We start from the raw sequence: 21046 nt of genomic DNA on the forward strand, positions 1-21046 counted from the left end.
TGCCGCCGCCGCGGCGCCCGTAGGCGCCGACAGGACGCGTACACGGACACGCGCATGTACCAATCCCGCACAGGTGTCGCGCCGGGCGCGGTGTCCGATTTCCGCCAGCGGCACCCCCGCGCGCAGGCGGACACTGGACGGCGTGATGGACGAGGACAGCAGGTACGAGGCCGTACGCAGCCGGGACGGCCGGTTCGACGGGGAGTTCTTCTTCGCCGTCGAGACGACCGGCATCTACTGCCGTCCCAGCTGCCCGGCCGTCACCCCCAGACGGCACCACGTGCGGTTCTACGCCACGGCAGCCGCCGCGCAGGGCGAGGGCTTCCGCGCCTGCCGGCGCTGCCGGCCGGACGCGGTGCCCGGCTCCGCCGACTGGAACGTCCGGGCCGACGCCGTCGGGCGGGCCATGCGGCTGATCGGCGACGGCGTGATCGACCGGGAGGGCGTCGCCGGACTCGCCGCGCGGCTCGGCTACAGCGAGCGGCAGGTGCGCCGGCAGCTCACCGCCGAGCTGGGCGCCGGGCCCGTCGCGCTCGCCCGTACCCAGCGGGCGCACAGCGCGCGCGTCCTGCTCCAGACCACGGACCTGCCGGTCACCCGGATCGCGTTCGCGGCCGGATTCGCCAGCGTGCGGCAGTTCAACGACACGATGCGGTCCGTCTACGCCGCGACCCCCAGCGAGCTGCGCGACACCGCCCGCAGCGCCCGGGGCCGCCGTCCCGCGGCACCCACCGCGGGCATCCCGCTGCGGCTCGCCCACCGGGGCCCCTACCAGTCAGGGCCCGTCTTCGACCTGCTGGAGCACGAGGCCGTGCCCGGCGTCGAGGAGATCGGCGGCAGGCCCGGACGGCGGACCTACCGGCGCACCCTGCGCCTGCCGTACGGCACCGGGACCGTCGCCGTGGACGAGCGCTCCGGCGCGCCGCGGGCCGGGTCCGGTGCCCATCCCGGCGGCTGGCTGGAGGCCCGGCTCCACCTGACCGACCCGCGCGATCTGACCACGGCCGTGCAGCGGCTGCGCCGGCTGTTCGACCTGGACGCCGACCCGTACGCCGTCGACGAGCGGCTCGGCGCGGATGCGCGGCTGGCCCCGCTGGTCGCCGCCCGGCCAGGCCTGCGCTCGCCGGGTTCGGCGGACCCGCCGGAGACGGCGATCCGCGCGCTGGTGGGTCCGGCGGCCGCCGCGGAACTGGTACGGCGCTACGGCAAGGCTTTGGACGCGCCCAGCGGCACGCTGACCCACCTCTTCCCCGAGCCGGACGTCCTCGCCGGGGCCGAGCCGGACGGCCCCCTGGGCGCCCTGGCCGCCGCCCTCGCCGACGGCACGGTACGGCTCGACCCCGGCGCCGACCGCGACGACACGCACCGGGCGCTGCTCGCCCTGCCCGGCCTGGATCCGGCCACGGCCGCCGTCATCCGCACCCGCGCCCTCGGCGACCCCGACGTGGCCCCGCCCGGCGCGGACGCCCCCGAAAGCTGGCGCCCCTGGCGCTCGTACGCCCTGCGGCACCTGTGTGCCGCCGAAGAGCTGGAGACGACCCCATGACCACGCACACGACCCTAACCGGTACGACGTACTGGACCACCCTCGACAGCCCGCTGTGCCCGCTGCTGCTGACCGCCGACTCCACCGGCGCGCTGACCTCGCTGTCCGTGCCCGGCCAGAAGGGCGGTCGCGAGGTCCAGGCCGCCTGGCGGCATGACGCCGGGCCCTTCCGCGAGGCGGAGGAACAGCTGGAGGCCTACTTCGCCGGTGAACTCAAGGAGTTCCGGCTGCCGTTGCGCACCTCCGGCACCGCCTTCCGGGAGCGGGTGTGGGCCGCCCTCGACGACGTTCCGTACGGCTCGACGGCCACGTACGGCGAGATCGCCGCGCGGATCGGCGCTCCCCGCGCCGCTGTTCGGGCCGTCGGCGGAGCCATCGGCGCCAACCCGCTTCTGCTGCTGCGCCCCTGCCACCGCGTGATCGGCGCGGACGGTTCCCTGACCGGGTACGCGGGCGGTCTCGAACGGAAGGTGCGGCTGCTCGCCCTGGAGGGCGCGCTGCAATCGCGTCAGCCGTGGCGCTCGCGGGACACCCAGCCCCGTTCGTAGGCGTGCCAGCCCAGTTGGAGCCGGGTGCTCACCCCGGTCAGCTCCATCAGCCGCTTCACCCGGCGCTGCACGGTCCGCAGGCCCAGGTCGAGCTGCTTGGCGACGCTCGCGTCGGTCAGCCCGGCCAGCAGCAGCGACAGAACCTCCAGATCGATGGCGTCGGGGCCGTCCGGGCCCTCCTCTGTCACACCGGACTCCCCGAGCCGCAGCGGCAGCGCCTGCCGCCACACCGACTCGAACAGCCCGTACAGCAGCTCCAGCAGGCCGCTGGCGTGCACGACCAGAGCGGTGGGCTCCGGGGCGCGCGAGGTGAGGGGCACCATGGCGAGCGTGCCGTCGGCGATGACCAGTTTGGTCGGCACGGTCTCGACGACCCGCACCTGTTCGTCGCGGCTGAGCGCGGCGGTCAGCTCCGCGACGCCGTTCGGCCGGTCCAGTACGGAGCGCTCAAGGACCACCCGGTAGCGGACCCCGCGGGCGACCGCCTGCTCCTCGGCGTGGTTCTCCAGCGAGGAGACGGCGATCGGGTTGCCCGTGACCAGCGCGCACACCTCCTCGCTCGCCCCGAGCTGGAGCTGGAGGAAGCGCTGCGCGACCGCGGGGGCGCCGGTGACCACCTCGACCAGGTCGTGCACGGCGGGCTCGGAGGCCGCGGCGCGGAACTCCTCGGCGAGCAGCGCGGCGGCCAGTTCCGCCTTCTCCAGCTCGTGGCGCTGCTGGGTGAGCAGCGCGCCCAGTGCCACCCCGGGCGGCGCGGCCACCCAGCGGCCGGGCCGGGTGGGGGACTGGGCCGCGAGTCCGTGCCGCTCCAGGCGGCGCAGGGCGTGCTCGGTGTCCCGCTCGCCGAGCGTCAGCCGGCGCGCGAGATCGGGGACCTCGGCGGCGCCCACGGACACCAGGACCCGGTACGCCGCCTCGTGTGTCTCGTCCAGGCCTATCGCTGCCAGCATCAGCTGCTGTCCCTCCCCTTTCGGAGCCACGGCATCACGTTCCGCGGCGCGTCGGCGGTGGCGGGAAACAGCCACGGCGCAAACCCGCCGCGGCACATCATCGCCGTACCACCGGTCACTCTGACAAGGTGGCGCCACCGAAGCACCGACGGGTGCCCGGTGTCCGGCCACCGCCGTGGCCTGCGCGGATACGCGCCGGGTGCGGTGGTCGGGGCGTTCGGCGGCCCCTGCCCGCGGCGCCCGGTCCGGACACCGCGGGCCGCGTCGGGGGTGTTCCGGACGGCGGGATTTCGGCCGACCGGGCCATGATGTCGCCGGGCGGCTCATCCGTGGGGGGTGGAGCCGCCCGGCGACTTCGTCCGGATTTCCCGATGCCCCGTTCCCACCGGGCCCGTGCGGTGGACAATTGGCGGCATGAGCCAGCAGGGGGGAAGTCCCACCGGTCAAGAGGACGACTGGTGGGGCCAGTTGTACAACGACTCCGTCGGGGACACCGGCCCAGCGTCCGAGGGCGACACCCTGGACGACCGCTTCGCCTCAGCGACCGGAACACTGGGCGCCCCCTCCCGGGGCACACCACCACCCACTCCGGACAACGCCCCGGCCAACACCCGGGCCCCGGAACGGGACTGGTGGCGCGACACCCCCGACCCCACACCGCAGGCCCCGCCTTCGGGGACGGCCCGGTCCTCCGCCCCGGCTGAGGGCTCGGTGCCGGGAGCTGCCCGGGACTCCGATCCGGAGGAGTCCGAACGATCGCCCCGGCCGTCCGCCCCGGCCGACGCTCCGACAGCGGGGGCTGCTTGGGAGTCCGGGGCGATGGAGGCCCGACGGGCGCCGGGGGACGAGGCGGATTCGAGGGGGGCCGGGGACGACGGGCGACCGGCGTCGGGGTGGGCGGCTCAACCGCCCGCCTTCGCAGAGGGGCCGGGCGAGAGCCGGTCGTCGGGGCCCACCGAGTCGACGTCCTGGGGCGTCACCGGCTCCGGTTCGGGCGGCTCCTCGCCCGGGAACGCCGCCGACCCGGCCGGCCCCGCCGCGAGGCGGCCCCCGTCCTCGCCCCCTCCTCCGTCCGCGCCCCCGTGGCCGTCTTCGCTCCCTCCGTCGTCGCCTCCGCCTGCGCCTGCTTCTCCGTCCGCGCCTGCTTCTCCGCCTCCGTCCTCGCCTCCGCGGGGGTCCGTGCCCGCGCCTGCTTCTCCGCCTCCTTACTCGCTCTCCGTCTCGCCCGCTCGTTCGTCCTCGCCCCCGTCCTCGCCCCCTGCCTCACCTCCGTTGCCGTCCGCTTCTCCGTCCTCCGCCGTGCCCCCGCCGCCCTCCGCGCCTCCCTCGCCGCCGGAACCTCCGGCCGCCGGGGCCGTGGGCGGTTCCGGGCGTGAGGCGGCCCGTGGGGCGGCGTACGCCGCACCGGATGCCCGGGGCGCCGACCTCACCGTTCGTCACGTCGGAGCCCGGCCGCCCACCTACGCGGCCGAGCCCACCGCGTTGCCGATGGCGGAACCGGAGGGGCTGGACGACGTGGTGCCCGACACCGTGCTGGACGGGGCCGCGTACGGGAGCTGCACGTTGCGGGCCGTGTCGGTGCGGGGCGACTCCGCGAGGTACCGGGGCGAGTCGCGACGCGACGCGATGCTCACCGCGCGCTTCGGCGCGGGGGACCAGGCACTCGTGCTGGTCGCGATGGCCACCGGCGCCCGCGCCGCCCCGGGGGCGCACCGCGCGGCCGCCGAGGTGTGCCGGTGGATCGCCGAGGCCGTGGGCCGCAGCCACGCACGGCTGACCGAGGACATCCGCGCCGCCCGGCGCGGCGACCTGAAGTCCGGCCTGCACCGCCTCACCGACCGCAGCCTCGGCAGGCTCCGCGCGGATGCCGCCGGACAGGGCGTCGACCCGGGGCAGTACTCGGCCGGCCTGCGCTGCCTGCTCCTGCCCGCCGACCCCGAATGCCGCGTGCGCGTGTTCTTCGGCGTCGGTCCCGGCGGCCTGTTCCGGCTGCGCGAGGGCGAGTGGCAGGACATCGAACCCGGCGTCGCCGAGACGCCCGGCCACCCCGTGGTCGGCTTCGGCTCGCCGCCGTCCGAGACCCCGGACGGCGACCGGCTCACCATCGACCTCGGCATCACCACCCCGCCGAACCCGTACGACCCGGCCCCCGAACCGCCCCGCGAACCCTTCCGCTTCCGCGCCTCCGTGGCCCAACCGGGTGACACGCTGCTGATGTGCACCGCCGGTCTGGCCGACCCGCTCCGCGGCGAGCCCGAGCTGTGCGCCCACCTCGCCCGACGGTGGTCCGACCCCGCCCCGCCGGGCCTGGCCGCGTTCCTGGCGGACGCCCAGGCACGGGTCAAGGGATACGCGGACGACCGTACGGCCGCCGCCGTGTGGGAGGCGTGAGCGCCGGGGCTGTGCCTTCATGGAGGCGAAGGATCCGCGGCGGACCGAAGGGGTGCCGGAGAGCCATGGCCAAGCAGAGCGTCGCAGAGCAGTTCGTCGACATCCTCGTCCGCGCCGGAGTCAAACGCCTGTACGGCGTGGTCGGGGACAGCCTGAACCCGGTCGTCGACGCGGTCCGCCGCAACGCCGCCATCGACTGGATCCACGTCCGCCACGAGGAGACCGCCGCCTTCGCGGCCGGCGCCGAGGCGCAGGTCACGGGACATCTCACGGCCTGCGCCGGCTCCTGCGGGCCCGGCAACCTGCACCTGATCAACGGCCTTTACGACGCCCACCGCTCCATGGCCCCGGTCCTCGCCCTCGCCTCGCACATCCCCTCCGGCGAGATCGGCCTCGGCTACTTCCAGGAGACCCACCCCGACCGGCTGTTCGCCGGTTGCAGTCACTACAGCGAACTGATCTCCAACCCCAAGCAGATGCCCCGGCTGCTCCAGACGGCCATCCAGAACGCGGTGGGACGCCGCGGCGTCAGCGTGGTGGCCCTGCCCGGCGACATCGCCGCCGAGCCCGCGCCCGAGCGGGCCGCCGAGACCGCCATCGTCACCTCCCGGCCCACCGTCCGGCCCGGCGACGCCGAGATCGACCGGCTCGTCGAGATGATCGACGAGGCGGACCGGATCACCCTCTTCTGCGGCAGCGGCACGGCGGGCGCGCACGCCGAGGTGATGGAGTTCGCCGAGCGGATCAAGTCCCCGGTCGGGCACGCGCTGCGCGGCAAGGAGTTCATCCAGTACGACAACCCGTACGACGTCGGCATGAGCGGACTGCTCGGCTACGGTGCCGCCTACGAGGCCACCCACGAGTGCGACCTGCTGATCCTGCTCGGCACGGACTTCCCGTACAACGCCTTCCTGCCCACCGATGTGAAGATCGCCCAGGTCGACGTCCGGCCGGAGAACCTCGGCCGCCGCTCCCGCCTCGACCTCGCGGTGTGGGGCGACGTGAAGGAGACCCTGCGCTGCCTCGTGCCGAGGGTGCGGGTCAAGACCGACCGGCGTTTTCTGGACCGGATGCTGAAGAAGCACGCGGACGCGCTGGAGGGGGTCGTCAAGGCGTACACGAGGAAGGTGGACAAGCATGTCCCGATCCACCCCGAGTACGTGGCCGCCGTCCTGGACGAAGTGGCCGACGACGACACCGTGTTCACCATCGACACCGGCATGTGCAACGTCTGGGGCGCCCGTTACATCTCGCCCAACGGGCGCCGCCGCATCATCGGTTCCTTCTCGCACGGCTCGATGGCCAACGCCCTGCCGATGGCGATCGGCGCGCAGTTCACCGACCGCCGCCGCCAGGTCGTGTCCATGTCCGGGGACGGCGGGTTCGCCATGCTGATGGGCGACTTCCTGACCCTGGTGCAGTACGACCTGCCCGTGAAGGTCGTCCTGTTCAACAACTCCTCCCTGGGGATGGTGGAGTTGGAGATGATGGTGGCGGGCCTGCCCTCCTACGGGACGGCCATGAGGAACCCCGACTTCGCCGCCGTCGCCCGCGCCTGCGGCGCCCACGGCGTCCGGGTGGAGAAGCCGAAGCATCTCGCGGGCGCCCTGAAGGAGGCATTCAGCCACAAGGGCCCCGCCCTCGTGGACGTCGTCACCGACCCCAACGCCCTGTCGATCCCGCCGAAGATCAGGGCCGAGATGGTGACCGGGTTCGCGCTGTCGGCCTCGAAGATGGTCCTGGACGGAGGCGTAGGCCGCATGGTGCAGATGGCCCGCTCCAACCTGCGCAACGTGCCCCGGCCGTAGTGAGCTGCCGCGTCGCGCCGGCCACCGCACTGACCGAAACCGAGGCGCCGTGAGAAAGCGTCGTACTTCGGCCAAGTTCGACTGGAGTTGTCCGAACGCCCGGGCATCGGGCATCCGGCATGACTGACGTGTGCTCGATGGGGCATGGATCTCCGTGAACGTGTTCGAACCGGAGGGGAACCGACATCGGCACGCGGACGGGGGACATGGAGACGCAGGCGCGAGGGGGCGGTCCCACCATGGGCGGGGCCTTTTCGGCTCGGACGGCGGAGGAACAGACGGAAAGAGCGGCGGGCGGCTTACCCGGCCGGCCCGCGCCGCCCCAGCTCAGGTGCAGGCTGGGACGGGCCGATCTCAAGGCGGTGCCCGAGGCGCGACGGGCGCTGCGCGCACTGCTGCGCCACTGGGGCGGGCCGGGCACGTCGGACGTCGCGGAACTGCTCACCAGCGAACTGGTCACCAACGCGCTCGTCCACACCGACGCCGACGCGGTCCTGACGGCCACCGTGTCCACGCACGGACTGCGCGTGGAGGTACGGGACTTCGTCGCCCGACGGCCCCGGCCCAGGGCCCAGGGGACGGGCGAGAGTACCGGCGGGCGTGGCCTGGTCCTGGTGCAGTCCCTCGCGGACACCTGGGGCGTGTGCATGCACGGCGTCGGAAAGTCCGTCTGGTTCGAACTGGGCGCCCAGGCCGCGTGAAACGGGTGGGGCGCGGCCCGCACGGCCGCGCCCCACCCGTCACCGGTCGGATCGACCGGCTCCTAGCCGAACTGCTGCTCCAGGTCCTTGAGCTTGCGCTCCAGGGAGTCGAGACGCGGCAGCGCCATTGTGTCGTCCTCCGCGGTGAGGTCGACGGCGCCGCTCTCGGAACCCTTGCGGACGGGCTGCAGGGACGCGCGCGTGAGCACCGGAAGCTCCGCCGCCGCTATGGCAGGCTCCGTGGTGACCTGGCTGGAGCCGCGCTCCAGGGCCTGCTGCTCCGTCTGCCGGCCGCCGCGCCCGGCGAAGCCGCGGTGACCCCGGCTGAGCGCCTTCAGCTGCGCCCGCTCCATGCGCTCCTGCTCGCGCCGCAGCCGCCGGTTCTCCGTCTTCTGGCGCTCGTCCTCGCGCACTTCTTCGACCGCCTCGTCCAGGCTGCGCACGCCCTCCAGGAGCATCAGCGACCAGGCCTTGTAGGTCTCACGCGGCGCCCGCAGCCAGCGCACTATGCGGATCTGCGGCAGCGGGCGCGGCACCAGGCCCTGCTCGCGCAGGGCGGCCCGGCGGGTCTGCTTCAGCGCGCGGTCGAACAGGACCGCGGCCGAGAGAGACATGCCCGCGAAGAAGTGCGGCGCCCCCGCGTGGTCGATGCCCCTGGGCGCGTGCACCCAGTTGAACCAGGCCGCGGCGGCGGCGAACATCCACACGAGTATCCGGGAGCCGAGCGCCGCGTCACCGTGGCTGGCCTCGCGCACCGCGAGCACGGAACAGAACATCGCCGCGCCGTCCAGGCCGAACGGCACGAGGTACTGCCAGCCGTCGCTCAGGCCGAGGTTCTGCTCGCCGAAGCCGACCAGGCCGTGGAAGGAGAGCGCGGCGGCCACCGCCGCACAGCAGAACAGCAGTACGTAGGAGGCCGTGCCGTAGACGGCCTCCTTGCGCCTGCGGCGCTCCTCGCTGCGCTCCCACGAGTCGTCCGCGCTCGCGTTCTCCCCGGAGGAGCGCTTGCCGCGCACGAGCACCGCAACCGCCGTCAGCACGCCCAGGAGCAGCACGGCGCCCGGAAGCAGCCAGTTCAGCGATATGTCGGTCAGTCTCATCTGGGGTCCCTTGCATTGGGATAGGGCGTAACGCCCGCCATAGTGACCCAATCCCATCGGCCCTCAGGGGTTTTCGGGGCAAGAGGCCGCCAAGGAGGTGCAAGGGGATGCCCGGGGCGGCGTTCTGCTCGAACTGCCGCTTGAGGGGCGGGAGTTGAGTTCGAATAAGACTACCCATACGGATGGTTCCGCGGATAGTTCCCGCGGCAGGTGAGGATTTTGTGAATCACCTGTGACCTTGTGGGTGTCCCAGTCGCAGGTGATCTTACGCGATCGCGGGGCGTCCTTCGGACCACAGGGGCGGGTTCGTCCCGGTGTGACGGCGGTTCAACCCGCGGCGGCGGCCGTCAGTTTGGCGATCCGGTCCGCGTCGCGGGTACGCGGGCAGGTGACGCAGAGGTCCTCGGGGCGCACGGTGTAGAACATGCAGCAGCTCGCCCGGTCGCGGGTGGGCAGGGACTCGCCGTCCGGCCCGGTCAGCTCCCGGAAGGCGGCGGAGCCGACGTACGGCCGGGTCGCTCCCGGCAGCAGCAGTTCCAGTTCGCGCATCGCCCGCCGCTGCTCGCCGAGCAGATGGGCGACGTACCAGAGCCCCTCGACGATCTCGTCGGTCGCCATGCCCCACAGGGCGCGCCCGCGCCGGCGCATACGGGGGCCGAACCCGGTCAGTACGGGCTCCAGGTGCTCGGCGACGGCCGCGCGCAGTTCGGCTCGCAGCGCCTCCTCGTCGGGCGCGACGCGCGCGCCGGGCAGTGCGGCGGCCGGGTCGCCCGGCAGGCAGGCGAAGGCGGTGGGACGTACGGCCATGCGGCCGGCGGCCCGGTCGTAGGAGACGTGGGTCACGGGGAGGCGGGGCACCCGGCGGTGCAGGAACCACGGCACGGTGAACAGCAGGCAGGCGGGCCAGGCGTAGCGGTGCAGTCCGAAGCTCGCCACGACGTCCGGGCGGGCGGGTGTGCCGTAGTCGCGCAGCACCTGGGCGTCGTCCCAGGCCAGGAAGGCGTCCAGGGCGGTCCCGCCCGCCGCGAGGGAGGCGGCCGGGGTCCAGCCGCCGCCGTCCGGGACGGGCTCGCCGGGGCCGGGCTCCGTCACCGTGAGGCCGGGGAAGACCTCGGTGAGGCGGGCGTAGGCCTCCGCCACGGCCGAAGAGGGCACAGGCATGCCGGATCCACCGTTTTCGCATCGACTGTAGGCAAGGCTTACCTTACTTCAGTCGATCGAATTGTGAAGCCTTGGCCTACAGTGCCTAAGGTGCTTGACGGCTGGGCGACAACCCGCCGTAATGACCACAAGCACCTCAAGCATCTCAAGCACCCCAAGCCCGGAGGAGAACCGTGAAGCAGGGCGCGCAGGACTCCACCGGCATCCGGACCCCCGGCGCCGGCGGGAGCGCCGTGCCCCGTGTGCCGCGCCAGCCGGAGGCCGGGGACCTGCGGCGCGAGCCGGAAGCCGCTGATCCGTGGCGAAAGCAGGAGGCCGCGGCCGCCGCGGACCGCCCGGCGGAGGGCGTCCGCGGCGAGCACACGCACGGCGAACCGCCCGTGCCGGGCCCCCGGCCCCTGGTGCGGCGCTCCTCCGTGCGCGGTCAGATCCTGCAGGCCCTGCGCACCGCCCTGGTGGCGGGGGAACTGACACCCGGCGAGGTCTACTCGGCGCCCGCGCTCGGCGAGCGGTTCGGGGTGTCCGCGACCCCCGTGCGCGAGGCGATGCAGCAACTCACGCTGGAGGGCGCCGTGGAGGTCGTGCCCAACCGCGGCTTCCGGGTGGTCGAGCGAGGCGGCCGCGAGCTCGCCGAACTGGCCGAGGTGCGGGCCCTGCTGGAGGTGCCGGTGATGCTGCGGCTGGCCCGCCGCGTGCCCGTCGAGCGCTGGGCCGAGCTGCGGCCGCTCGCCGAGGCCACCGTGCGGGCCGCGTCCTCCGGCTGCCGGGCGACCTACGCCGAGGCCGACCGAGCCTTCCACCGCGCGGTGCTGTCCCTCTCCGGGAACGAGCAGCTCGTCCAGATCGCCGAGGACCTGCACCGCCGCGCGCAGTGGCCGCTCGTCGGCGGCGCCGTCCGCCCGGCCCGCGCCGACCTGCTCGCCGACGCGGCCGAACACACCGCCCTCCTCGACGCCCTCGTCGCCCGCGACGTGGAAGTGGTCCGCGCCCTGGCCACCGAGCACTTCGCAGGAGCGGGCTGAGCGGACTGAGCGGCCGAGCGGGCGGTCGGGCGGTGCGGGCCGGGTCGGGCGCGCGGTGGCAAGGTGGCGGCAGCGCGACGTCAGTCGTCGCCGCCCGGCTGCGTGGCCGTCTTCGAGTAGGCGTCGTGCCAGGCCGCCTTCGCGCCCGAGTCGCCGATCCGGTACACGTCGACCACCGCACCCGCGGCCACCACCACGGACAGGACGGCCGCGGCGATCCGGAGCACCGAGCCCGCGCGCGCCCCGGTGTGCGGCGCGGGCGTCCGGCGGGACATCCACCAGACGCCGGCCGCCAGCACGAACAGGCCGAGAGCCCACGGGAGCAGTCCGTCACCCAGCTCCGCGTGCCGGCGCACCAGCGCGTCCCCGTTCACATGGCGTTCCAGCCACTCCCCGGCCTGAGTGGTCAGCGGCACGCTCACCAGCGTGACCAGGGCGAGCAGCGGCAGCACGGGACCGAGGCGCCGGGCGGCCTGCGGCCACAGGGCGCAGAGCACGAGTGCCAGGGCGCTGAGGGGAACCAGGACGACGACTGCGTGGACCAGCAGCACATGAGCGGGAAGTCCGTTGACCAGGCCCATCGGGCGATCCTCCAGAGCGAGCGTGGGGGGTGCGCGAACACCGTCGACCGGCCGTCCGCGCGTCGGGGCCGGTCAGCCTGGCACAGCAACCTCTCAGCTTCCTCTGAGAACACTCGCCCCATGGGTCTCTCAGGCCGTCGCCGCACCCGGCGCCGGCGGCGCCGGCGCGAGCTGGTGGGCCAGCCAGGTCGGTACGCCGCCGAGGAGGCGGAACAGGCGGCGGGCCTCCTCGCGGAGGCGGGACGCCTCCGGTTCGGTTTCCGTGTCGGCCAGGGAGACCAGAGCCGGCGCGGTGCCGACGAGGTAGCCCAGTTCCTCGCTGATGCGGAGCGACTCGGCGAAGCCGTTCCGGGCCTCGGTCAACTCGCCGTCCCGCAGCGCCAGTCCGGCCAGATGGCGCCAGGTGAAGGAGAGCAGCAGCGGATCGCCGTGGGCGAGCGCGCCCGCGTGCGCGCGCCGGAACGCGGCGTGCGCGGCCTGCGGTGACCGGGTGAGGTTCTCCGCGATCAGACCGCGCCGGAAGTCCAGCAGGGCCCGCCCCGGCGCTCCGGGCGGCACCAGGGCCGCGGCCCGGCCGAGCGCCGACCGGGCCTCGTCCGCCCGGTCCCGTACGCCGTGCAGCGTGGCCGCGTAGGCAAGGTACCCGCGTTCACAAGCGGCGGCGCCCCGCTCCTCGTCGGTGTCCGCCAGCGCCTCCGCGGTGCGCAGCGCGTCCTCGGCCTCCTCCCAGCCCGCCTCGGTGTACAGGCAGCGTTCGACCAGCAGCGCCGTTCTCTGGAGCGCGGCGGCCGCGGTGGCCGACTGGAGCAGCGCCGCCGCGTCGGCCCAGCACGCGCGTGAGCGCAGCCGCCATACCGCGGTCTGGAGTGGATCGTCACCAGGGGTCGTTCCGTTACCAGACATGGCGGTATGCGCCACGTTGCCCTCCCCGAGCACGCCATCGAGCCTTGAGTGGTGGCGGCATCTCAGCACGAAATCCGTGGCCCGGCCAAGAGGATGGGTGAAAAATTTCACAAAGTCGTGGGACGGAGGGGGCGCAGGTGGCGTGCCCCCCTCGTCCGCCGCGGCCTCAACTCATGCGCAGCGCCAGGAAGAAGTCCAGCTTGTCCTCCAGGCGGGACAGGTCACGACCCGTCAACTGCTCGATACGCCCGACCCGGTAGCGCAGCGTGTTGACGTGCAGGTGGAGCCGGGTGGCGCAGCGGGTCCAGGAGCCGTCGCAGTCGAGGAAGGCCTCCAGGGTGGGGATCAGTTCGGCGCGGTGCCGGCGGTCGTACTCCCGCAGCGGGTCAAGGAGCCGCGCGGTGAAGGCGCGGCGCACGTCGTCCGGGACGAAGGGAAGCAGCAGCACGTGGGAGGCCAGCTCCTGGTGCCCGGCCGCGCAGACACGCCCCGGGCGCGCCGCCGCGACCCGCCGGGCGTGCCGGGCCTCCTCCAGTGCCCCGCGCAGCCCCTCGGCGGAGTGCACGGTCGCGCTGACGCCCAGGGTGAGCCGCCCGTCGCCGTCGAGACCGGCCGACAGCGGGTCGCGTACGGACTCCAGCAGCGCGTCGGCGAGGATCCCGGTCTCGGAGCCGTCGTGCTCGGTCGAGACGGCGGGGAGCGGTACGAGCGCGATCGCCTCGTCGTCCGTGTGGGCGACGGCTGTCCGGGCGGAGGGCTCGGGACCGCTCCCGTGCGTCCCCCTGCCCGAAGAGCCGGAGGGAGCGTCGACGAGGATCTCCTCAAGGAGCGCCTGAGCGATCCGCCCGCCCTCGCCCCGCTCGTCGTCCCACTCGACGCTCGCCACGACCACCTGCCAGTGCGGCGCCGCCCCGAGACCGGGCAGCAGCACCGGCGCGGCCACCCTCAGCCGCGCGGCGACCTCAGCGGGCGGCGCGCCGGTCTGCACCAGTTCCAGCACCTCCTGGGCCAGGCGCCTGCGCACCGTGCGGGCCGCGTCGCGGCGGTCCCGTTCGACCGCGATGAGCTGGGTGACGCCCTGGAGCAGGTCCAGCCGCTCGTCGGGCCACTCGCCCGCGTCCGCCTCCACGGCCAGCAGCCAGTCCGACAGCACCGTCTCGCGCACGTCCAAAGCGGATTGCGCGGATTGCGCGGCCTGCGGCGAGCGGCCGCCGCCGCGGATGGGGAACAGGGAGTACGTCGTCGGGCCCAGCGCCACGCGGTGCGGGCCGCGCCGGCCGGTGCGGGCGGCCGACAGGTGCTCGGCGGCGAGCCGGGCGCACACGTCGGGGGCCAGCGCCGGACCCGGCACCCTGGGCCCGGCGATGAGCCGGCCGGTGGGGGAGAGCAGCCAGGCCCGCAGGTCCAGGTCGGAGCCCAGCAGGTCGAGCACCACGTCCGGGCCGCCGCCCGCCGGGCCGGCCGTCATCATCCTGCGGTGCCGCTCCACCACGGCCGCGAGGTCACCGGCGCGCTCGCCGGACACCTGCCGCACGACGTGCTCGGTGATCGTCGCGAACGCCACCGACTCGTTCACCGCGAACAGCGGCAGACCGTGCCGGGCGCAGGCCGCCACGAGGTCCTCGGGCACGGGCCCCAGCTCCGCCTCGCCCGCCGCCAGGGCGGCCACCCCGGCCCGTACCAGGATCCGCACGAACGGCTCGGAGTCGGCGGCGTCCCGGCGCCAGGCGAGTCCCGACAGCACCAGCTCACCGCCGGAGAGGTAGCGGCTGGGATCGCGCAGGTCGGTGGTCATGACACCCCGGACGGTGCGGTCCAGCTCCTCCTCCCCGCCGAGCAGCTTCAGGCCCAGCGCATCGGTGTCCAGCAGTGCGCGCAGCCGCATTCTCGTCGCCGCCGTTCTGTGTCTCGAAAAGTACGATGGATCATGTGGCGGGGGCCCGTCCGCGTGGCCGGGCGACAGCTCCGCCAGGAGGTGAGACCGCGTCCCCTCGGCCACCGCTGTTTCCAGGGGAACGGAAGAGGTTTCTGAAGGCCTCGTTTCATACGAATCTACAAGATGCCCGCGCTGGCCAGCCAAACCCTTCATGGTTTCCGTGACTCACGGGCCGGAGCGGTGAACTGTGTACTGGTCCCACTCCGCGTAAATAGGGACAGGAACGAGCCGGGCCCGCCGCACACGGATTGGCTCAATCCGTACTCACGACGACGTGCGACGACTCAAGAGACGAAGAAGAGAGCCGGTCATGGACTTCCTTCGCCCCGCCAGCTGGGAGGAGGCGCTCGCCGCGAAGGCCGAGCACCCCGCCGCCGTGCCGATCGCGGGCGGCACCGACGTGATGGTCGAGATCAACTTCGACCACCGGCGGCCCGAGTACCTCCTCGACCTGAACCGGGTCGCCGACCTCCAGGAGTGGGAGGTCGGAGAGGACGCCGTGCGGCTCGGCGCCTCCGTTCCGTACACGAAGATCATGGAGAACCTGCGGGCCGAGCTGCCGGGCCTGGCCCTCGCCTCGCACACGGTCGCCTCCCCGCAGATCCGCAACCGCGGCGGGGTCGGCGGCAACCTCGGCACCGCCTCCCCGGCGGGCGACGCCCACCCCGCCCTGCTGGCGGCCGGCGCCGAGGTCGAGGTGGAGTCGGTCCGCGGCTCCCGCCGCATCCCGATCGACGACTTCTACACCGGGGTCAAGCGCAACGCCCTGGAGCCCGACGAGCTGATCCGCGCCGTCCACGTCCGGAGGGCCGACGGACCGCAGCAGTTCTCCAAGGTCGGCACCCGCAACGCCATGGTCATCGCCGTGTGCGCCTTCGGTCTCGCCCTGCACCCGGAGACCCGCACGGTGCGCACCGGCATCGGCTCCGCCGCGCCCACTCCCGTCCGGGCGAAGACCGCGGAGGAGTTCCTGAACGCGGCGCTCGACGAGGGCGGCTTCTGGGACAGCGGGGAGATCATCACCCCGTCGGTCGCCCGGCAGTTCGCGCAGCTCTGCTCCGCCGCCTGCAACCCGATCGACGACGTCCGGGGCACCGCGAGCTACCGCCGCCACGCGGTGGGCGTCATGGCCCGCCGGACGCTCACCTGGACCTGGGAGTCGTACCGCGGCGCACGAGGCACCGCCTGTCAGAAGGGGGGCGCTGCGTGATGCGCGTCAACTTCATCGTCAACGGACGGCCGCAGCAGGCCGACGACGTCTGGGAGGGCGAGTCCCTGCTGTACGTCCTGCGCGAGCGACTGGGGCTGCCCGGCTCCAAGAACGCCTGCGAGCAGGGCGAGTGCGGCTCCTGCACGGTGCGCCTGGACGGTGTGCCGGTGTGCTCCTGCCTGGTCGCCGCCGGGCAGGCCGAGGGCCGCGAGGTCGTGACCGTCGAGGGCCTGGCGGACTTCGCGGAGCAGCGGTCCGGCGGCACGCGGGCGCGCGGTACGACGCTGGAGGACGCCCAGCGGTGGCAGGCGCGGGGCGCGCAGAGCGGCGTGGGCGGCGAACTCTCGCCGATCCAGCAGGCGTTCATCGACGCGGGCGCCGTCCAGTGCGGGTTCTGCACGCCGGGACTGCTGGTCGCCGCCGACGAGATGCTGGAACGCAACCCCGACCCGACCGACGCGGACATCCGCGAGGCGTTGTCGGGCAACCTGTGCCGCTGCACGGGCTACGAGAAGATCATGGACGCGGTCCGCCTGGCGGCCGCCCGGCAGTCCGAGGGGGTCTGAGATGGCCTCCTCCGAGACCTCCACCACGTCCGGCCGGGGCGGTGGCCCCACCGGCGTGCCCACCAAGGTCACCCAGGGCTCCCGGACCAGGGGCGGCATCGGTGAGTCCACGCTCCGCCCGGACGGCATCCTCAAGGTCACCGGCGAGTTCGCGTACTCCTCCGACATGTGGCACGAGGACATGCTCTGGGGCCAGATCCTGCGCTCCACGGTCGCCCACGCCGAGATCGTCTCGATCGACACCGCCGAGGCCCTCGCCATGCCGGGCGTGTACGCCGTGATGACGTACGACGACCTGCCCACCGAGGTGAGGAACTACGGCCTGGAGATCCAGGACACCCCCGTTCTGGCCCACGGCAAGGTCCGCCACCACGGTGAGCCCGTGGCCGTCGTCGCCGCCGACCACCCGGAGACCGCCCGCCGCGCCGCCGCCAGGATCAAGGTGGAGTACCGGGAGCTGCCGGTGATCACCGACGAGGCCTCCGCGACCGCGCCGGACGCCGTCCTCGTCCACGAGAACCGCACCGACCACCACATGGCCCACGTCTCCCACCCCAACATCGTCCACCGCCAGCCGATCGTCCGCGGCGACGCCGAACGGGCCGCGAGGAGAGCCGACTTCGTCGTCAAGGGGGAGTATCACTTCGGCATGCAGGACCAGGCCTTCCTCGGCCCCGAGTCCGGGCTCGCCGTGCCCGAGGAGGACGGCGGCGTCCACCTCTACATCGCCACCCAGTGGCTGCACAGCGACCTGCGCCAGATCGCCCCGGTGCTCGGACTGCCGCCGGAGAAGGTCCGCATGACGCTGGCCGGCGTCGGCGGCGCCTTCGGCGGGCGCGAGGACCTGTCGATGCAGATCCACGCCTGCCTGCTCGCACTGCGCACCGGCAAGCCCGTCAAGATCGTCTACAACCGGTTCGAGTCCTTCTTCGGGCACGTCCACCGCCACCCGGCCAAGCTGTACTACGAGCACGGCGCCACCAAGGACGGCAGGCTCACCCACGTCAAGTGCCGGATCGTGCTGGACGGCGGCGCGTACGCCTCCGCCTCCCCGGCGGTCGTCGGCAACGCCTCCTCGCTCGGCATCGGCCCCTACGAGGTCGACGACGTCGACATCGAGGCCATCGCCCTCTACACCAACAACCCGCCCTGCGGCGCGATGCGCGGCTTCGGCGCGGTCCAGGCGTGCTTCGCCTACGAGGCGCAGATGGACAGGCTCGCCGACGCCGTCGGCATGGACCGGGTGGAGTTCCGGCAGCTCAACGCCATGAGCCAGGGCACGATCATGCCGACCGGGCAGCCGGTCGACTCCCCGGCCCCCGTCGCCGAACTCCTGCGCCGGGTCAAGGCGATGCCGATGCCGCCGGAGCGCCAGTGGGAGAGCTCCGAGGGCGCCGACGTCCGGCAGCTCCCCGGTGGCCTGTCCAACACCACGCACGGCGAAGGCGTCGTCCGCGGGGTGGGCTACGCGGTCGGCATCAAGAACGTCGGCTTCTCCGAGGGCTTCGACGACTACTCCACCGCCAAGGTCCGCATGGAGGTCGTCGGCGGTCAGCCGGTCGCCACCGTGCACACCGCGATGGCGGAGGTCGGCCAGGGCGGCGTCACCGTCCACGCGCAGATCGCCCGCACCGAACTGGGCGTCACCCAGGTGACCATCCACCCGGCCGACACCCGGGTCGGCAGCGCCGGTTCGACGTCCGCTTCCCGGCAGACGTATGTCACCGGCGGCGCCGTCAAGAACGCCTGCGAGCTGGTGCGCGAGAAGGTCCTGGAGATCGGGCGCCGCAAGTTCGGCTCCTTCCACCCCGCCTGGGCCACCGCCGAGCTCCTGCTGGAGGGCGGCAAGGTGGTCACCGACGGCGGCGAGACACTCGCCGACCTGGCGGACGTCCTGGAGGACGAGGCCGTCGAGGTGGAGGAGGAGTGGCGGCACCGGCCGACCGAACCCTTCGACCTGCGCACCGGTCAGGGCAACGGCCACGTGCAGTACTCCTTCGCCGCGCACCGCGCCGTCGTCGAGGTCGACACCGAACTCGGCCTGGTGAAGGTGATCGAGCTGGCCTGCGCCCAGGACGTCGGCAAGGCACTCAACCCGCTGTCCGTCGTCGGGCAGATCCAGGGCGGCACCACCCAGGGCCTGGGCGTGGCGGTCATGGAGGAGATCGTCGTCGACCCGAAGACGGCGAAGGTGCGCAACCCGTCCTTCACGGACTACCTCATCCCCACCATCCTCGACACACCGACCATCCCCGTCGACGTGCTCGAACTCGCCGACGACCACGCGCCGTACGGGCTGCGCGGCATCGGCGAGGCCCCGACCCTGTCGTCGACACCCGCCGTCCTGGCGGCGATCCGCGACGCGACGGGACTGGAGCTGAACCGCACGCCGGTCCGGCCGGAACACCTCACCGGCATGTGAGCCCACGGCGTCCGAACCGCCGAACCGCCGGGGGGACTTCGCCTCCCCGGGGACCCCAACTGTTCGGGCGAGGGCCCCCTTGGCCCGGCCGTCAGTGGGCCCGAGGGCCGCTCGCCGCAGGTGCGCTCTCCGCACGACCGCCGCAAGGAGACCGACAGAGATGCTGGACATCGCCGAGGAACTGGATCGGTGGGTCGCGCAGGGACGCGACTTCGCCGTGGCCACCGTGGTGGCCGTCGGCGGCAGCGCACCGCGCCGGCCGGGTGCCGCCCTCGCGGTGGACGCCGAGGGCACGGCCATCGGCTCCGTCTCCGGCGGCTGTGTGGAGGGCGCCGTGTACGAGCTGTGCCGGCAGGCGCTGGAGGACGGCGAGACCGTCCTCGAGCGCTTCGGCTACAGCGACGAGGACGCCTTCGCCGTCGGCCTGACCTGCGGTGGCGTCATCGACATCCTCGTCACACCGCTCCGGGCCGCCGATCTTGCCCGTACGGTGGCCGCGTCCGCGCTGGCCGCCGCCGCGCGCGGGGAGGCGGCGGCCCTGGCGCGGATCGTGTCCGGTCCGGCGGGGATGCCGGGCCGGGCCCTGCTGGTCCGCCCGGACGGCTCCTGGGAAGGCGGCCTCGGCGGCCATCCGGAACTGGACCGCACGGTCGTCGGCGAGGCGTCCGCCTTCCTGGACGCCGGGCGCACCGGCACTCTGGAGATCGGCGAGCAGGGCTCGCGCTGCGGCGCCCCGCTCACGGTCCTGGTCGAGTCCGCCGTGCCGCCGCCCCGGATGATCGTCTTCGGGGCGATCGACTTCGCCTCGGCGCTGGTGCGCATCGGCCGGTTCCTCGGCTTCCACGTCACCGTGTGCGACGCCCGGCCCGTCTTCGCCACCCGGGCGCGCTTCCCGGAGGCCGACGAGATCGTCGTCGAGTGGCCGCACGAGTACCTCGCCCGCACCGGCGTCGACGCCCGTACGGTGCTGTGCGTCCTGACCCACGACGCCAAGTTCGACATCCCGCTGCTCGAGCTGGCGCTGCGCCTCCCGGTGGCCTACGTCGGCGCCATGGGCTCCCGCCGCACCCACCTCGACCGCGACCGCCGCCTGCGCGAAGCCGGCGTGACGGAACTGGAGCTGGCGCGGCTGCGGTCCCCGATCGGCCTCGACCTCGGCGCCCGTACGCCCGAGGAGACGGCCCTGTCGATCGCCTCAGAGATCGTCGCGGCCCGGCGCGGCGGCAGCGGGGTGTCCCTCACCGGAGCGCACACCCCGATCCACCACGACGGCGTGCGGACGGCCAACGGACGGATCAGCTCAGTCGCCTGACGCTGTGTCAGCTCTGTGAGGGGAGCCTGAGCAGCCGGTTCAGCGCCCGCCCGAACACCGCGCGGGCCGCGCCGCGCAGGGGCTCGTCGAACAGACCCGGCAGGAACCGGACCCGCAGCTCCTCCCGCCACACCACCCTCGCGCGGCCCCCGGGACCGGGCCGGACCTCGAACTCGGCCCAGCCCAGCACCACCCGGCCCCGCTTCTCCACCCGGCACAGCCCCGGCTCACCGTCGGCCGGCGGACGCCAGACGGTGACCTCCATCGGATCGTCGAAGCCGAGCGGGCCGACCCCCGAACGGGCCACGAACACCGTGCCCTCGCGGGTCGGCGCGGGCGTGACCACGTGGATACGGGTCAGCGGCACCGTGTCGGCATGCCGCGACCACCGCGTGATCCGCCGCCACGCCTCGTCGAGGGGGAGCGGCGCGGTGCGTTCGAGCGAGAAGTTCACCACGGCACGATCGTAGGCAATCGGGGACGCCTCACCGCACGTTCGCCACCCGCTCACACGGTTGGCCGAGCGCCCGCGCGCACCGCGGACCGGCCGCCGTGCGAAAGGTGAGGGACCGTGGTTACCGGGACTTTTGCAGAAGGCCCCGGTGTTCACGCCGGGGATGAATGCGTCTCGGGACTGCTCTGACCCGCGCCTTGGAGCGGGCGTTTTTGCTGTTCGATGTACTGGCGGACGATCGCCAAGGGTGCTCCGCCGCAGGACGCGGAGAAGTACGAGGGCGACCACAGGTGCCCGTGCATGAGGGCGCGGTTGATCTGGCCGGTGAACTCCTGGCGTGTCCGGCGGGCGGAAACGCCCTTGAGGCTGTTGACCAGCTTGGAGACGGCGACCTTGGGCGGATAGTGCACCAGGAGGTGGACGTGATCGCGTTCG

19 protein-coding genes are annotated in these 21046 nt (G+C 73.6%); 11 read left to right on the plus strand and 8 right to left on the minus strand.

Annotated features, from left to right (window positions below):
• Positions 1-145: 145 nt before the first annotated feature.
• Complete coding sequence (locus tag ACIOWN_RS32310; RefSeq protein ID WP_401984187.1) at positions 146-1546, plus strand: DNA-3-methyladenine glycosylase 2 family protein; 1401 nt, start codon at positions 146-148, stop codon at positions 1544-1546.
• Positions 1543-2094, plus strand: a complete 552-nt coding sequence (locus ACIOWN_RS32315; RefSeq protein ID WP_362357249.1) for a methylated-DNA--[protein]-cysteine S-methyltransferase — start codon at positions 1543-1545, stop codon at positions 2092-2094. Before ACIOWN_RS32310 ends, ACIOWN_RS32315 begins: the two co-directional genes overlap by 4 nt.
• Here the strand turns inward: ACIOWN_RS32315 and ACIOWN_RS32320 are convergent.
• Positions 2055-3044, minus strand: coding sequence for a helix-turn-helix transcriptional regulator (locus ACIOWN_RS32320; protein ID WP_362357247.1), 990 nt, complete (start codon positions 3042-3044; stop codon positions 2055-2057). The genes ACIOWN_RS32315 and ACIOWN_RS32320 overlap by 40 nt on opposite strands.
• Positions 3045-4126: 1082 nt before the next feature.
• Here ACIOWN_RS32320 and ACIOWN_RS32325 point away from each other — a divergent pair.
• The 4 genes from ACIOWN_RS32325 to ACIOWN_RS32340 all read left to right on the plus strand — a co-directional run bounded on the left by ACIOWN_RS32325 (position 4127) and on the right by ACIOWN_RS32340 (position 7944).
• On the plus strand, positions 4127-4420 hold the full coding sequence (locus ACIOWN_RS32325) for a hypothetical protein (RefSeq protein ID WP_401984175.1): 294 nt from the start codon (positions 4127-4129) through the stop codon (positions 4418-4420).
• Between the two features lie 112 nt (positions 4421-4532).
• Entirely contained in the window at positions 4533-5435 is a 903-nt protein-coding gene (locus tag ACIOWN_RS32330) for a protein phosphatase 2C domain-containing protein (RefSeq protein ID WP_401984177.1), read from the plus strand.
• Positions 5436-5500: 65 nt separating this feature from the next.
• Positions 5501-7243 (plus strand): pyruvate dehydrogenase, encoded by a 1743-nt coding sequence (locus tag ACIOWN_RS32335; protein ID WP_362357243.1) that lies wholly within the window; start codon positions 5501-5503, stop codon positions 7241-7243.
• A 206-nt stretch (positions 7244-7449) separates the two neighbouring features.
• Positions 7450-7944 (plus strand): ATP-binding protein, encoded by a 495-nt coding sequence (locus tag ACIOWN_RS32340; protein ID WP_362357241.1) that lies wholly within the window; start codon positions 7450-7452, stop codon positions 7942-7944.
• A 62-nt stretch (positions 7945-8006) separates the two neighbouring features.
• Here ACIOWN_RS32340 and ACIOWN_RS32345 read toward each other — a convergent pair whose 3' ends face one another.
• Both ACIOWN_RS32345 and ACIOWN_RS32350 read right to left on the minus strand, forming a co-directional pair.
• Complete coding sequence (locus tag ACIOWN_RS32345; protein WP_362357240.1) at positions 8007-9044, minus strand: DUF2637 domain-containing protein; 1038 nt, start codon at positions 9042-9044, stop codon at positions 8007-8009.
• A gap of 327 nt (positions 9045-9371) precedes the next feature.
• Positions 9372-10205, minus strand: a complete 834-nt coding sequence (locus tag ACIOWN_RS32350; protein ID WP_401984179.1) for a (2Fe-2S)-binding protein — start codon at positions 10203-10205, stop codon at positions 9372-9374.
• 173 nt (positions 10206-10378) lie between these two features.
• Here ACIOWN_RS32350 and ACIOWN_RS32355 point away from each other — a divergent pair, with 173 nt between their 5' ends.
• Positions 10379-11227 carry a GntR family transcriptional regulator gene (locus tag ACIOWN_RS32355; protein ID WP_362357236.1) on the plus strand — a complete coding sequence of 283 codons (849 nt, stop codon included), beginning with the start codon at positions 10379-10381 and terminating at the stop codon, positions 11225-11227.
• A gap of 80 nt (positions 11228-11307) precedes the next feature.
• Here the strand turns inward: ACIOWN_RS32355 and ACIOWN_RS32360 are convergent, their stop codons facing one another.
• From ACIOWN_RS32360 to ACIOWN_RS32370, 3 genes are all read right to left on the minus strand, one after another.
• Positions 11308-11808, minus strand: coding sequence for a DUF2231 domain-containing protein (locus tag ACIOWN_RS32360; RefSeq protein WP_362357234.1), 501 nt, complete (start codon positions 11806-11808; stop codon positions 11308-11310).
• 129 nt (positions 11809-11937) lie between these two features.
• Positions 11938-12711, minus strand: coding sequence for a hypothetical protein (locus ACIOWN_RS32365; RefSeq protein ID WP_398144520.1), 774 nt, complete (start codon positions 12709-12711; stop codon positions 11938-11940).
• 166 nt (positions 12712-12877) lie between these two features.
• Positions 12878-14596 (minus strand): PucR family transcriptional regulator ligand-binding domain-containing protein, encoded by a 1719-nt coding sequence (locus ACIOWN_RS32370; RefSeq protein WP_362357230.1) that lies wholly within the window; start codon positions 14594-14596, stop codon positions 12878-12880.
• Between the two features lie 361 nt (positions 14597-14957).
• Between ACIOWN_RS32370 and ACIOWN_RS32375 the strand changes: the two genes are divergently transcribed.
• The 4 genes from ACIOWN_RS32375 to ACIOWN_RS32390 all read left to right on the plus strand — a co-directional run bounded on the left by ACIOWN_RS32375 (position 14958) and on the right by ACIOWN_RS32390 (position 20157).
• Positions 14958-15857 (plus strand): xanthine dehydrogenase family protein subunit M, encoded by a 900-nt coding sequence (locus ACIOWN_RS32375; RefSeq protein WP_362357229.1) that lies wholly within the window; start codon positions 14958-14960, stop codon positions 15855-15857.
• On the plus strand, positions 15857-16423 hold the full coding sequence (locus ACIOWN_RS32380; RefSeq protein WP_362357228.1) for a (2Fe-2S)-binding protein: 567 nt from the start codon (positions 15857-15859) through the stop codon (positions 16421-16423). Before ACIOWN_RS32375 ends, ACIOWN_RS32380 begins: the two co-directional genes overlap by 1 nt.
• A 1-nt stretch (position 16424) precedes the next feature.
• On the plus strand, positions 16425-18845 hold the full coding sequence (locus tag ACIOWN_RS32385; protein WP_401984181.1) for a xanthine dehydrogenase family protein molybdopterin-binding subunit: 2421 nt from the start codon (positions 16425-16427) through the stop codon (positions 18843-18845).
• 160 nt (positions 18846-19005) lie between these two features.
• On the plus strand, positions 19006-20157 hold the full coding sequence (locus ACIOWN_RS32390) for an XdhC/CoxI family protein (RefSeq protein ID WP_362357225.1): 1152 nt from the start codon (positions 19006-19008) through the stop codon (positions 20155-20157).
• A gap of 7 nt (positions 20158-20164) precedes the next feature.
• Here ACIOWN_RS32390 and ACIOWN_RS32395 read toward each other — a convergent pair whose 3' ends face one another.
• Positions 20165-20614: an SRPBCC family protein gene (locus ACIOWN_RS32395; protein WP_362357223.1), complete on the minus strand. Its 450-nt coding sequence runs from the start codon at positions 20612-20614 to the stop codon at positions 20165-20167.
• Between the two features lie 149 nt (positions 20615-20763).
• The coding region (gene tnpA, locus ACIOWN_RS32400; RefSeq protein ID WP_401984183.1) for an IS200/IS605 family transposase at positions 20764-21046 on the minus strand (283 nt) is incomplete at its 5' end.

Origin of the sequence: Streptomyces sp. NPDC087787 (assembly GCF_044743035.1) — a bacterium.
Taxonomy (GTDB): Bacteria; Actinomycetota; Actinomycetes; order Streptomycetales; family Streptomycetaceae; genus Streptomyces.